The following is a 12407-nucleotide window of genomic DNA, read 5'->3' as shown; positions in this document are numbered from 1 at the left end:
ACCAATCTTAATTTAAGCAATTTTTCGCGGACGGGGGTTCAAATTCACAAACGGGGAGAGAACTAGCAACCCCGGAAAGAAAAAGAACACTAAAAAGTACATAAACACCCGTTCCACAGAACCACAGGTATACCATCTTAAACTCAAGTAGAAAAAGACAGCAATGGGGATTACCAGCAAATAAGCGCCAGCCAAACTCAGATACAGTAGTGCTACAACCATATTCCTTACCGCAATTTGAACTATATTTGGTGCATTCACTTCCCATGATATGCCCAATGGCTAAGTTGAGGAAATCAGTAATTATCAGAACTGACGCGAAATATCTCTCAAAACCTCTTACCTTCGCGGTCTTCGCTTCTTCGTGGTTCATTTATTCCTGGTTCATTTAATTGTGTTATTTTCCATCCCCCAAAAATAAATTGCCCAAAAATCGAAACTTGTGATATAATGTTCTCCAGTCATCAAGCGTGAGCTAAATGGCTAACCTAAAATTTTGTTTCAGTGCTAAATGTCAAATATTAGCGTTAGCAAATAAAATTTTAAAATCTACTTGCCAAAAAAAAGCAATTAGTGGTATAACAGACAAGCGGGTGAATACTGCCTCAAAAACAGTAAATAACCTTACGGGAGCGTGGCGGAATGGTAGACGCTACGGACTTAAAATCCGTTGACCTTAAACGGTCGTGGGGGTTCGAGCCCCCCCGCTCCCATCTAAAAATTAATCGAAAATGCACCAAGTCTTTTGATTTGGTGCGTTTTTGTATTTAAAGATTTTAGGAACTTCTAATTAGAGACTTCCAATTAAAAAAATATCCCAAAATCTCTTGTGGTGCGGGCATCTTGCCCGCTAACAACACAAGGACGGGCAAGATGCCCATCCCACAAAATTGGATCATCTTTTTTGTGGAATTCTCTTAGAAGAACATCCTATCGCAAAACTTTAACTTTTGACCAAACGCCATTTTCATCTTCATCAAATCGCTTATGAACTTCATCCCAAGCCATTTGTTCAGATGTAAGCTTGTCCATATTATCATTCAGTGCAGTATTATAGCGTTCAATGAATATATTCTGAGCTTCTGGTGAAAGATGGGTGCGAACTTCAGGAGATAAATCATCTGAATTTTTGCATTTTCCAGGACAAGGATGAGGTAGTGTTTTGCCAATGATATTAATTTCTTCACCACCTGAACTTTCCAATAGTAATTGAAATTCGCCACTCCGATTGATCGGGACTTCGATCATTAATAAAAATTCACCAGCTTCTAAGCGGGTTTGATAAACCGTAGCTTTGTCTTCTGACATCCCCAAGGCAGTAAGAACTGATACCAAACCTGCCCCAGCACTACCAGCGAGCGCTCCACTTGCGGCCCCTAATAATATCGCTCCAATCGGACCTGCTGCCACAATTGGACCAACAAAGGGAATAAATAATACACCGACCCCAGTTAATAAACTAAGGAAAGAACCAAATAAAGAACCAAAAATCGCCCCAGTTCTTAATCCTCCCAAAATTACATCCCGCTTAGTAATAAAGCCAGCAATTCTGGTTTCTGATTGAAAATTTCTGCCCAAAACGGATATATAATCGCTGGAAACGCCTCTATCTAGTAACCGATGAATTACATCATCAATTTGTTTCTGTTCTTTAAATATAGATGAGATGGTACGCTCTGCTTGATATGTTTCTGACATTTGTCCACTCATTTTACTGTGATGATTGACTGTGCCTATAAATACTAATTGAATTAAATATTTTCTTAATCAATCTTTAGAGAGAATTGGCTGTAATATTCAATAGATAAATCTCATCCCCAATAAAAAAATCCTAGAAGTTGCGAAACCCCGCGTTTGATGACTTTTGTAAATGCAGTTTCTAACTGCCGATTTAGTCAAATCCTTACCCAACTAAGTTTCTTATTAATTTTGGAAGATTTCAATTTCCCAAGGTGTAGAATATATCACAGAACTTTATGCCCAAAAATTATAATTCCTTTCCCACAAATAACCACAATAAAAGACTAAAAGAAATTGCTATTGCCGCAATAGCATTGTCTTTTACAGCTTGTACTAACATCCCAAATCCACGCCAATTAAAAACCAATAGCGAACCCTTAAAAGTTGCCATTCCGACTAATCAAATTAATCCCAAATCACAACTACTAACTAAAGTTGAAAACCTAGATTTTACTGTCCCAGCTAAATATCAAGCAAAAACTATCTATAAAGTTGAACCCAGCAATAAAGAGAAAGTAATTGCTTTAACTATTGATGATGGTCCCTGGCCAAAAACCACCGCAGAAATGTTAGATATCCTCAAACGAAATCATGTAAAAGCTACATTCTTTTGGGTAGGAAGTGCCTTACAAGAAAATCCCGAAATTGCCAAACGAGTTGTAGCTGAAGGCCATGCTATTGGTAATCATACTTGGCATCATTGGTATCGAAAGATGGATGAAGCCACAGCTAAAAGTGAAATTGAAAAAACAAATGAATTAATCTATAAAACAACAGGTGTCAAAACATCATTTTTCCGTCCCCCTGGAGGCTATTTAAACAACGGATTAGCTGCTTATGCTAAAAGTCAGAAAAACTCCGTTGTTATGTGGTCAGTGACTTCAGCAGACACCGATCCGCGGGCAAAATATCAAGTATTTGTGAAAAATGTGATCAGAGATGCTAAACCCGGTTCTATTGTGTTAATGCACGATGGTGGCGGAAATCGGGAAAGAACAGTCAAAGCCTTGCCAGCAATCGTCAGCGGACTCAAACAGCAAGGCTACCGATTTGTTACAGTTCCTGAACTTTTAGAAATGCAGCCATGATCATCCTTACTCAGTGACGACAGAAGCACAAATTTGAGACTCTTGCCAAAGTTTATACAAAAAAAACTCCGTGCTATAGCTCATAGTGGTGACAAATACACCGACAGCATCATGATTACCATCAGATAACCAAGAACCATCGAGGGTAACTTCTAAGTATTCAGGATCACAGTTAGATAAGCCCATAATTTCACTATCATGGCGATTTACTTCGGCTTTTAGTCTTTCTACTCCTGGCAAATCAAGAGGTAGCATAAAGGAAGCTGTGGTGGGTTCAATCCGCAAAGTTTGACTGACACGCAGTGCCAAAATCACTCTTTGCGCTACCCATTCCTCAAGAGATTGAGTGAGACACTCTAAATAAAAACAGTTTTCGGTGTAAGTTAATTTCAGCATTCCTTTTGCTCTCCTGTTATTCCAGGTTTGCTTGCATATCATTCCAAAACTTCTCAGCAAATATCACCGTTGGGTGAATAGGTGCTTTCGGTAATTTCCGCAAAGGCATTCCAGCTTCAGCGGGTGTTTTATTGCCTTTGCGAGAGTTACATTTTTCGCAGGCTATGACTACGTTATCCCAAGTATGTCGGCCACCTTTAGATCGGGGGATAACATGATCTAGGGTGAGATGTTTGTTAGTACCGCAATATTGACAACTGCTATGATCTCGTCGTAAAACCTCCCGACGATTGACTGGCGGAATTTTCCACATTCGTTCCGTAGCAGCAATTGTTAAGCGGATGTGCTTGGGTACAGACAGCACAAATCGAGATGAGTGAATTAACCAACCGTCTTCTGTCGAAAATTCTAATGGTTCGGCTTTATTGCTAACTAGCAACACTATCGCCCGCTTGATATTTATCCGACACAGTGGTAAGTAATTCTGGGAAAACACGACTACAGATTGCTCTAATACTTGGATTGCGCTTGTCACAGCCTAACTCCTTATAAAAAAACCCCCGGTTCTGTCTTAGACGCTGCGGGGGTTAACAATTGACCTGATGGTTTTCGTCTTATTTTGGTACAGCATTTCTTTACCTGTACCTCCCGCGTTTGATCTCTATTTGTGGTTTTGTATTCAGCAAATTCATGCTGGGATATTTAAAATCATAATTGCCTTTTGTTCTTTGCCCTTGATGTTGGCTATCCTTGCCCATAAATAAATTCTCCACGTCCGCAGCAGCAAATTCCCAACTGCCGAGGCGTTTGGTTGCTTGTGAAGAGGTAGAGATGGGATAAATGGATTTCACAGAAAATTTCACCTATTGAACATTCCTTTAAACATACTACACTTGTATTACTATCCTGTCTATACCTATAAGGAGAAAAAATCATGCAGACCATTACACGCACCCCAACAACTGATATGGAAGTTACCAGTATTCGTCTAGAACGGAAACTCAAGGAGAAACTTAAAGATATCGCTGGTAATCAGGGATATCAGTCTCTAATTCGAGATATTCTCTGGAATTATATCCAGCAAAAATCAGGTGAGTGGAAACCGCGTTTTTCTAAATCTGATATTCGCGCTAGTATTGCTGCTGTAGCCCAACAAGATGAGCGTTGTGTCCTCACAGGTAAATTAATTGCATCACAACAATCAATGTTATTGGGATTGACGAGGAATGGTGATATGGTTCCTCTGAGTCTTGAGAGTTTGGTTGATTAGTCGGTAATTTTAGTTAATTTTACCCAGACGCTACCTTAGTAACTGGGTAAAATACTAATTTTTAGATTTATTTAAGACAATTTCCTGGATTAATTCAGGTTTCCCGTGTTAATTCGGATGCAAAGCCTGAGATTTCCGGGTTAATTATAGAGGAATTACGGAAGACGTTAGACCTGAATCCTTACTTAGCTACTTTTTGCCCATTTTTTCTATTTTCTCTATCACTGCTAATTTCATTAACGATTTAACTAATAAATATAGACAAAAAGCACATACACAAAAAATTGCGATCGCCCAATTATGATACTTGACGATGATCAAAATTAACCCTGTCAACAGACTGAACCCTGTTAAACAAGCATAAATTAATGTTTTGACTGCTAGATAAATTCGTCCTAAGATGCGATCGCTTTCAACATTTTTAACTCTTAATTGTAACTCTCCTCTTTCAATTCTTTCCTCTAATTTCTTAACTAAAACTTCGGTTTTATTCGGTTTTGTCAGTTGATATTGAATAAAATCCCTAGCTTGATGGCTTAATTGAGCGATTGTACTTCCTTTACTTTTTGTGACTGCCAGACTTTTGATAAATGCCTGGGATAATACTGTAGGATTATATTGAGGCTCTAAAGTCCTGGCAATACCATCTAATGTAGTTATAGCTTTTAAAATAAATGTCATTTGAGCAGGTAAGCGAAATGGTTGCTGTTCAAACATTTCATAAAGTTCAATTTTTACCTCACCTAATGCTTTAATATCTAAAGGTTTATCGGTGAATTTATCTAATAAAAATGTGACTAATCTTTTTACTGGAGTCATATCTGGGACAGGTTCAAGTAATCCCATCCTCATTAAAGTATTTACTACCTCATTACTATCCTTTTTTAAAATAGCAAAAAAAGTTTTAATCATCTCCTCCTTATTCAAAGTTCCGATTTCTGACATCATGCCAAAATCATAGAAGATAATACTCCCATCTGGATTGACGGCCATATTCCCTGGATGGGGATCAACTTGGAAAAACCCATCTTGTAATAGTTGCTTTAAATAACAACAAATACCCGTTTCATTTACCTGATGAATATTAATTCCGCAGGCTTCCAAAGCCGCTTTATCATTAATTTTAATTCCCGGTTTATATTCTAAAGTTAATATCTTCGTTGTTGTATATTGCCAATAGACTTTAGGGACAATAACTCGCGGATATCCACGAAAATTTTCTCGGAATTTATCTGAATTTTTTCCCTCTTGAATATAATCAATTTCTTGAAACAACAAATCAAAGAACTCATTGTAAATTGATTGTAAATTATACTTTCTTACCCCAGTCAAATATTTATTGCAAAACTTAATTAACTGTAATAATATCTTAAAATCTAAATTAAATAAAGTCTCTAAACCCGGACGTTGGACTTTAACAACCACCTCTTCGTTAGAGTATAATGTAGCCTTATGAACTTGACCTAAACTAGCAGCAGCCAAAGGATTAAATTCAAATTCTTTATAGATAAATTGTAGAGGTTTACCTAATTCTAATTCAATCATCTTAATTGCCTCTTGACTACTAAAAGCCGGAACTTGATCCTGTAAAGTTCCCAAAGCTTCTATATATTCTAGAGGCAATAAATCGGCACGAGTTGACAAAGTTTGACCAATTTTAATAAAAGTAGCACCTAAATCAATTAAAGTATTCACAAACCAAGTAGCGCGGTTTTTCTTATGTTCTAAAGAATCTTGAGGAAAAATACTATCCCACCACAGAAATAACATAAATTTAGCCGCAGCCCTGAAAATGTCTATTTTTCGGGCTAAGGTAGAATATTTAGTTTTTTGCCAACGAAACTTTTTAGACTTTGCCATCATAAATATAAACAAAATTTGATGTTTCCATGATTAATTGTTTATAATATAGCGGTAATTGTTGGCTATTTCTTTCCTAGCTCCTGAATAACTACACTGCATAGTATAAATTATTAAACACCGTCCCAATGAAGACTTGTAAACTAATCGTGTAGCAATTAGCCTGTGGTATATACAAGCAATTAATACAATAGTCCATACTAAACACGGTTGGGAAATGGACTTTTGCCAGATTACAAAAAACCTGGATTTCTAAGGGTTTAGCACTGCTAAACCCCTACCTAATAACAAAATTAAATCTTGTAAATATTCCGACACAGGAATCATAAAAACATCAAAGGGATAGAAAAAGAAAAATTCTTTCTCTATCCCTTTTATAATACCCCCAAGGGAATTCGAATCCCTGTTACCTCCGTGAAAGGGAGGTGTCCTAGGCCTCTAGACGATGGGGGCTTGTTTCTCTTCACTTTTAACAATATAGCGGGTTTTTTTGAGAATGTCAAGAGGTTTTGGAAAGATTTTTTTAGAGGAGGTGAAAAAGCCACAAAGTAAGGAGCAGAGGGAATATTTCTGGACTATTAACCCTGTCCTTTTGCCAAGAGCAATAAATTCTTGAGAAATTTCTAGTAGTCTGTCAAATTTATTTTGACGGGTTTTTGGTAGTGCGGGCATCTTTCTTGCCCGCGTGAGCGAGACGCTCACACTACAGTCCATCATTTTTATCTTGACAAACTACTAGTACCGCAGGGCGGAAGTCAAAAGTCAAAAGTCAAAACTAATATACAGTAGGCTTTTTGGCGATTGAATATGGTTGCTTTATTTACGCTGTGATGTACTAGTTTCTGCTACAAGGCGTATAAACTTGCCACTATATTTCTTTGACACTCTCACTGGCTAAAGCCGCTGAGATTCTTGGTTCAACGAGTCCACTTAACTTTTCCCTATCTCTGCCAAAAAGAAACTCTATGCGGTTAAAACCGTGGTCAGTGAGCTTGTCGAACTGCCCGTGTCGCTTATATCTCAAGGCTTTAGCCCCTGAGCTTTACGCTTACCGGATATTTCTGTAAAGTTAATATTTATGATTCTTTAGAGAGGATTTTGAAATCAATGGCTCAAAATCTACAATATGGAAGCACCTTTTGAAATCACCCTCCAGATGGTGATCACTGTTTTTGCAGGCATTAGCGCCCAGGTAATGGCTGCATATTTCAAACTACCCAGCATCGTCTTACTACTCCTCTTAGGCATCCTTTTAGGTAAAGACGGGCTGGGAATATTACAACCGCATTTACTAGGCACAGGATTGGAAGTGATTGTTTCCCTAGCAACAGCAATCATTTTGTTTGAAGGTGGACTCAAATTAGATCGGCAGGAGTTGGGCAAAGTTTCCCTCAGTCTCCAGTTACTCGTTACCTTGGGAACACTGATCACCCTACTAGGGGGAAGTCTGGCGGCACACTGGCTAGGGGAGTTTCCCTGGAATATAGCAGTGCTTTATGCGTCCATTGTTGTTGTTACCGGACCGACCGTAATTGGGCCTTTAATTCAACAAATTAACGTAGATAGACAAGTAGGAACGCTATTAGAAGGCGAAGGAGTTTTAATAGATCCAGTGGGAGCTATCCTAGCTTACGTTGTCCTGGATACGATTTTAAATGGTGATACAGACCCGATTAATGCGATTATTGGTCTAATTTTACGTTTCGCTGTGGGTGCGGGCATTGGTGGCGTTGGTGGATATTTAATGAGTTGGATGTTCAAACGCGCCAATTTTATCTCCTTTGAACTGAAAAATCTGGTTGTACTGGCAGTTTTATGGGTGTTGTTTGCCCTAGCGCAAATGATTCGCTCTGAATCGGGAATTATGACCACAGTGGTAGCAGGTGCGGTGTTTGCTAATTCTTCAGTTCCCGAAGAGCGGTTATTGCGAAGCTTTAAAAATCAACTGACAATTCTCAGCGTTTCTGTATTATTCATCCTCCTAGCGGCTGATTTATCCATTGCTAGTGTCTTGGCTTTAGGTTGGGGGAGTTTATTCACCGTTTTGGTGTTAATGTTTGTCGTTCGCCCCATTAACATTATTTTGTGTACTTGGAATAGTGATCTGAATTGGCGACAGAAACTATTTTTAAGTTGGGTTGCACCCAGAGGCATAGTTTCCGCCTCTGTAGCGTCTTTATTTGCGATTTTACTGACACAGAGGGGCATTAATGGTGGTGATTCGATTAAAGCCTTAGTCTTTTTGACAATTATCATGACGGTTTTTTGTCAAGGTTTAACCGCTGGCTGGTTGGTTAAATGGTTACGAATTACCTCTAAAGATGCAACTGGGGCGGTAATTGTGGGCTGTAATCCCTTGGGTTTATTAATTGCCCGCTTTTTTCAAGAACGGGGAGAAAGTGTAGTGATGATTGATACTGACCCGGAACGGTTAGCCCAAGCTGAAGCCCAAAATCTCCGAGTGATTGCTAGTAGTGCTTTAGATGGGGAAATACTGGAAGAAGCTGGTATTGGTTCGATGGGGACTTTTTTAGCCATTACCAGTAATGGTGAAGTGAATTTTGTTTTAGCTCAACGCGCTGCTGAGGAATTTAATCCTCCCCGTGTTTTAGCTATATTCCCCCGACATCCTCAAGGATCTCCTTCGGAGAATAGTAAAGTTGATCAAGCTTTTGTCTCTGATTTACCAGTAAAAACTTGGAATGAATATTTGATGAATGGACAGGTGAAATTGGGAACAACTACATTAAATGCGGCAGAATTTGACTCTCAACAAGAACATATACAAGAAAAAATTCGAGATGGGATTTTAGTACCACTGTTGTTAGAAAGACAAGAACGTTTACAGGTAATGTCGGCTACTCAAGAATGGGAAATAGGCGATCGCATTATCTATCTATTATATGATTCCCGTCCTAATCTTTTAAAACTTCTTTCTGGGGCTAGTCAGTCTACACCGCTAACTATGGAAACATTAGCAGAAGTTGAAGAAGTAAAAGTTAAATAACTTTAGATTTTAGATTTTGGATTTATCCCCATAATCTTCTTCCTGCTTTCCCCTGCAATCTTTCATGGGTATCTTTTAGCAAAGTGGGAATATCTAAATTTTCTGGACATTTGGGCAAACAATCACCACATTCTGTACAACGGTTAGCTTTCATCCCTGGAAACCAATGACCAGCATTTTCAAACATTCCATAACGATATTGTCCATAGTCTTTCATATCATAAGCTAGGGCTAAATTTCGTAATCTTAAAACTTCGGGAATATGAATATTTTCTGGGCAAGGTAAACAATCATAACATTGACTACATTTATCAGTTAGTAAAACATCATTTTGCTGATTTTCTAATTTTTCAAAAATATCAATTTCAGCTTTAGTTAATTCATTTGGAGGATCAAAAAGTTCTGGAGATATTACTAACTCTTCTGGTTTTGCTGGTCCTATACTCAAAGTATTAATGCGGTTATCACTTAACAAAAAACGATAATTTAAATTTAATGGTGTGAATGGATAACAGAGTTCTTTTAAAGTTTGGGGTGGAGTATATAATTTTCCGCCCTTATCCGTAGGAGAAATAATAAAAACGCCCATATCTTTTTCTGTTGTCAACTGAATTGCAGGGGCATTATGTTGAAAAAAATAGTAATAATGAAGATTAACAAATTCAAAAAAATCTGTATTTATAGCTGCTAAAATTACATCTAATGAACCGTGAGTAGAAAACCCAATATGTCGCACTCTCCCATCATTAATAGCTTCCTCCACAGCCTGCATACAACCATTTTTAGCTTGTACCCATTCTAAATGTTGCCAAGTATTTAATCCATGAATTCCTAAACAATCCAGATAATCTAAATTCAAGCGATTTAAAGATTCATCAATATACCGACGCATAGTGTCAGCATCTGGTGTTGGGGGAATTTTAGTAGTAATATAAATCTGATTACGGGGTACTGATAAACCAGCTTTTATAGCTTTACCCAAATATGCTTCACTATCACCATAACCTCTAGCTGTTTCTAAATGATTAATTCCTAAAAATAAAGCTTTTTCAATGGTCTGTTGGACATTTTCACTATCATTTAAATAGCGCATTGTTCCCAATGAAAAAACAGAAAGATGTAAATTAGTTTTACCAAAACGACGATATTGCATATAGCAGGTAATCAGGAATTATCTTATCTAATAGACATATCCAAAATAGTAACATTTTATGGTAAAAGAATATAATAATTAGTTTTCAACAGGAAAATATGAGTTTAATACTGAATCACATTGAAGAGAATCATAAAGAAACACAAAGATTAATTAAGTAAGTCGGCACGATAAAATCAATATACATTTTTTTCGTAAAAACCCTTAAATAACCTATCTATAAGGTATTTGTCGAATTTACATCTCGTTACATATGTTGATTGTTTAACGCCAACTTACTTAGTCTAGATTATGAGCAGCTACAAAAATTAATTCAAAAGCTCGAACAATTATACAATGAGAAACAAGATTTATTAGAATCAAATAAAACTAGAATCATTGCAGGTGGAGGTGGTAGAAAACCTAAATTATCGCTCCCAGAACAAATAATTTTGACTTTGGTTTATCTCAGACATCTAACTAGGGCTTGCTGAATAAACATAGAACCGTGACAAATCAATGACTTGAGGGGGATAGAAGATGAAAAGGTGCAAGAAAAAGAGTTAAAATGCGTAAAAACCCTTGCACGAAAGCGTATTAAAATGTATAAAAAAGCGCAATAACAAGAAACAGCACCAGAAAAGTTTCAACTAAGTAAGTCGGCACGATAAAATCAATATACATTTTTTTCGTAAAAACCCTTAAATAACCTATCTATAAGGTATTTGTCGAATTTACATTTCGTTACATATGTTGATTGTTTAACGCCAACTTACTTACCTTTCGAGGAGAAATTGGCATTAGATAATCGGTGGGTAATCATGACAAAAATGATACCTTGGTCTGAATTTGAAGCAGAATATGCAGCAATATTTTCCTCGGAAATAGGCGCACCAGCCAAAACATTTAGGATGGCATTAGGAGCATTGATAATCAAAGAAAAATTAGGAGTTAGTGATAGAGAAACAGTAGAACAGATAGGGGAAAACCCTTACCTGCAATACTTTATAGGAATGTCAACAAGATAGTAATAAACCACCATTTGACGCTTCAATGCTAGTTCACTTTAGAGAAAGAATAGACATAAATTTAGTTAACAAAATCAATCGAAAAATTGTGGAACAGACGTTAGAAATAAAATTACTTAGTTATCTTTTTTCTTGCCTTTTCCCACTTTTTCAGCAAGCCCTAAATATTTTTTTAGACACAATAAAAAGTTTTGCCATACTATAAGAAGTGTGGCAAAGAAATTATTGATGCCTGACAAATAAATTGTCAACGCGGACAATAATTTGGCAAGACGGACACCAACTTGTCAACGCGGTCAAATAATCTGACAAGTGACATTATAAAAAATGAGCGCGGAGGGATTCGAACCCCCGACCTACAGGACCGGAACCTGTTGCTCTATCCACTGAGCCACGCGCCCTTATACATTTCATAGTATAACATACTTTTTGAATTTAAACAGCATTTAATTATAAGTAATTTGCTGGGTCAACAGGTGTACCATCGCGGCAGACTTTAAAATGGAGATGGAGACCTGTGGAGAAGCCTGTAGAACCGACAGCAGCGATCGCTTGTCCTTTTTGTACAGTTTGTCCTTCACTGATATATAATTCGCTACCACAATCTAATTTTTTGCAAAAATACCCTTAATACCCTTAATACCCTTTTCAACTAGTTACATTTAGCCCAAAAAGTGCAGACATAAACAGTATTATGCCTGACCGAAAAGACGGGACAGCCCCGTCCTTCCAGGACGGCTTTATGTTAAACCCACATTCCGCACCCCAAAATGTTACAGAGGGAAATTACGGAGATGAAAATCAAAGGGAGCATCAAAACAAACAGATAAAGTGAAAAAAGGCATTTGAGAAACAGTAAATCACCAAAAATGTCATCAAAATCTAT

General features: G+C 37.4%; 11 protein-coding genes, 3 tRNA genes and 2 pseudogenes. 5 read left to right on the top strand and 11 right to left on the bottom strand.

What is annotated here, in order from left to right; genetic code table 11:
• Nucleotides 1-12: 12 nt before the first annotated feature.
• A complete protein-coding gene (gene ndhL / locus PN450_RS13995) occupies nt 13-222 on the bottom strand; it encodes an NAD(P)H-quinone oxidoreductase subunit L (RefSeq protein ID WP_080683924.1) in 210 nt (69 codons plus the stop codon).
• 406 nt (nt 223-628) lie between these two features.
• On the opposite strand from ndhL, the gene PN450_RS13990 reads away from it, so the two are divergent.
• A tRNA-Leu gene (locus tag PN450_RS13990) sits at nt 629-713 on the top strand.
• Between the two features lie 217 nt (nt 714-930).
• Here the strand turns inward: PN450_RS13990 and PN450_RS13985 are convergent.
• Complete coding sequence (locus PN450_RS13985; RefSeq protein ID WP_015078837.1) at nt 931-1698, bottom strand: ChaB family protein; 768 nt, start codon at nt 1696-1698, stop codon at nt 931-933.
• 278 nt (nt 1699-1976) lie between these two features.
• Between PN450_RS13985 and PN450_RS13980 the strand changes: the two genes are divergently transcribed.
• Nucleotides 1977-2828, top strand: coding sequence for a polysaccharide deacetylase family protein (locus PN450_RS13980; protein WP_271836692.1), 852 nt, complete (start codon nt 1977-1979; stop codon nt 2826-2828).
• A 6-nt stretch (nt 2829-2834) separates the two neighbouring features.
• On the opposite strand, the gene PN450_RS13975 is transcribed toward PN450_RS13980, so the two are convergent.
• From PN450_RS13975 to PN450_RS13965, 3 genes are all read right to left on the bottom strand, one after another.
• Nucleotides 2835-3224 (bottom strand): alr0857 family protein, encoded by a 390-nt coding sequence (locus PN450_RS13975; RefSeq protein WP_015078839.1) that lies wholly within the window; start codon nt 3222-3224, stop codon nt 2835-2837.
• Between the two features lie 16 nt (nt 3225-3240).
• Complete coding sequence (locus tag PN450_RS13970; protein ID WP_148761764.1) at nt 3241-3759, bottom strand: HNH endonuclease; 519 nt, start codon at nt 3757-3759, stop codon at nt 3241-3243.
• Between the two features lie 100 nt (nt 3760-3859).
• The gene (locus PN450_RS13965; RefSeq protein ID WP_015078841.1) at nt 3860-4075 is read right to left on the bottom strand and encodes a hypothetical protein; all 216 of its coding nucleotides are present in this window, start codon (nt 4073-4075) and stop codon (nt 3860-3862) included.
• Nucleotides 4076-4158: 83 nt separating this feature from the next.
• On the opposite strand from PN450_RS13965, the gene PN450_RS13960 reads away from it, so the two are divergent.
• Nucleotides 4159-4494, top strand: coding sequence for a ribbon-helix-helix domain-containing protein (locus tag PN450_RS13960; protein WP_015078842.1), 336 nt, complete (start codon nt 4159-4161; stop codon nt 4492-4494).
• 189 nt (nt 4495-4683) lie between these two features.
• Here the strand turns inward: PN450_RS13960 and PN450_RS13955 are convergent, their stop codons facing one another.
• The 3 genes from PN450_RS13955 to PN450_RS13945 form a co-directional block, all read right to left on the bottom strand.
• On the bottom strand, nt 4684-6357 hold the full coding sequence (locus PN450_RS13955; protein ID WP_271836691.1) for an ABC1 kinase family protein: 1674 nt from the start codon (nt 6355-6357) through the stop codon (nt 4684-4686).
• A gap of 377 nt (nt 6358-6734) precedes the next feature.
• A tRNA-Glu gene (locus tag PN450_RS13950) sits at nt 6735-6807 on the bottom strand.
• The gene (locus PN450_RS13945; protein ID WP_271836690.1) at nt 6793-7026 is read right to left on the bottom strand and encodes a hypothetical protein; all 234 of its coding nucleotides are present in this window, start codon (nt 7024-7026) and stop codon (nt 6793-6795) included. The genes PN450_RS13950 and PN450_RS13945 overlap by 15 nt, the downstream gene beginning before the upstream one ends.
• Nucleotides 7027-7480: 454 nt before the next feature.
• Here PN450_RS13945 and PN450_RS13940 point away from each other — a divergent pair, with 454 nt between their 5' ends.
• Nucleotides 7481-9361: a cation:proton antiporter gene (locus tag PN450_RS13940; RefSeq protein ID WP_148761759.1), complete on the top strand. Its 1881-nt coding sequence runs from the start codon at nt 7481-7483 to the stop codon at nt 9359-9361.
• Nucleotides 9362-9383: 22 nt separating this feature from the next.
• On the opposite strand, the gene PN450_RS13935 is transcribed toward PN450_RS13940, so the two are convergent.
• Complete coding sequence (locus PN450_RS13935; protein WP_271836689.1) at nt 9384-10514, bottom strand: aldo/keto reductase; 1131 nt, start codon at nt 10512-10514, stop codon at nt 9384-9386.
• Nucleotides 10515-11218: 704 nt separating this feature from the next.
• Here PN450_RS13935 and PN450_RS13930 point away from each other — a divergent pair.
• Nucleotides 11219-11627: pseudogene (locus tag PN450_RS13930) on the top strand (transposase); the annotation flags it as partial.
• Between the two features lie 222 nt (nt 11628-11849).
• Here PN450_RS13930 and PN450_RS13925 read toward each other — a convergent pair.
• Together PN450_RS13925 and PN450_RS13920 are read right to left on the bottom strand one after the other, a co-directional pair.
• Nucleotides 11850-11922 (bottom strand) — tRNA-Arg (locus PN450_RS13925).
• Between the two features lie 49 nt (nt 11923-11971).
• A pseudogene (locus PN450_RS13920) lies at nt 11972-12118 on the bottom strand (M23 family metallopeptidase); the annotation flags it as partial.
• Between the last annotated feature and the right edge of the window lie 289 nt (nt 12119-12407).

Source organism: Dolichospermum lemmermannii CS-548 (genome assembly GCF_028330815.1).
GTDB lineage: Bacteria > Cyanobacteriota > Cyanobacteriia > Cyanobacteriales > Nostocaceae > Dolichospermum > Dolichospermum lemmermannii.
Note: the sequence above shows the minus strand (reverse complement) of the source record. Positions and strands in the feature narration are given on the sequence as shown.

What these genes read in the sequence shown, in the direction of transcription:
- PN450_RS13955 (WP_271836691.1), bottom strand. Translation starts at nt 6,357, where the DNA reads ATGATGGCAAAGTCTAAAAAGTTTCGTTGGCAAAAAACTAAATATTCT.
- PN450_RS13980 (WP_271836692.1), top strand. Translation starts at nt 1,977, where the DNA reads ATGCCCAAAAATTATAATTCCTTTCCCACAAATAACCACAATAAAAGA.
- PN450_RS13945 (WP_271836690.1), bottom strand. Translation starts at nt 7,026, where the DNA reads ATGCCCGCACTACCAAAAACCCGTCAAAATAAATTTGACAGACTACTA.
- PN450_RS13935 (WP_271836689.1), bottom strand. Translation starts at nt 10,514, where the DNA reads ATGCAATATCGTCGTTTTGGTAAAACTAATTTACATCTTTCTGTTTTT.
- PN450_RS13975 (WP_015078839.1), bottom strand. Translation starts at nt 3,224, where the DNA reads ATGCTGAAATTAACTTACACCGAAAACTGTTTTTATTTAGAGTGTCTC.
- PN450_RS13985 (WP_015078837.1), bottom strand. Translation starts at nt 1,698, where the DNA reads ATGTCAGAAACATATCAAGCAGAGCGTACCATCTCATCTATATTTAAA.
- PN450_RS13940 (WP_148761759.1), top strand. Translation starts at nt 7,481, where the DNA reads ATGGAAGCACCTTTTGAAATCACCCTCCAGATGGTGATCACTGTTTTT.
- PN450_RS13960 (WP_015078842.1), top strand. Translation starts at nt 4,159, where the DNA reads ATGCAGACCATTACACGCACCCCAACAACTGATATGGAAGTTACCAGT.
- ndhL (WP_080683924.1), bottom strand. Translation starts at nt 222, where the DNA reads ATGGTTGTAGCACTACTGTATCTGAGTTTGGCTGGCGCTTATTTGCTG.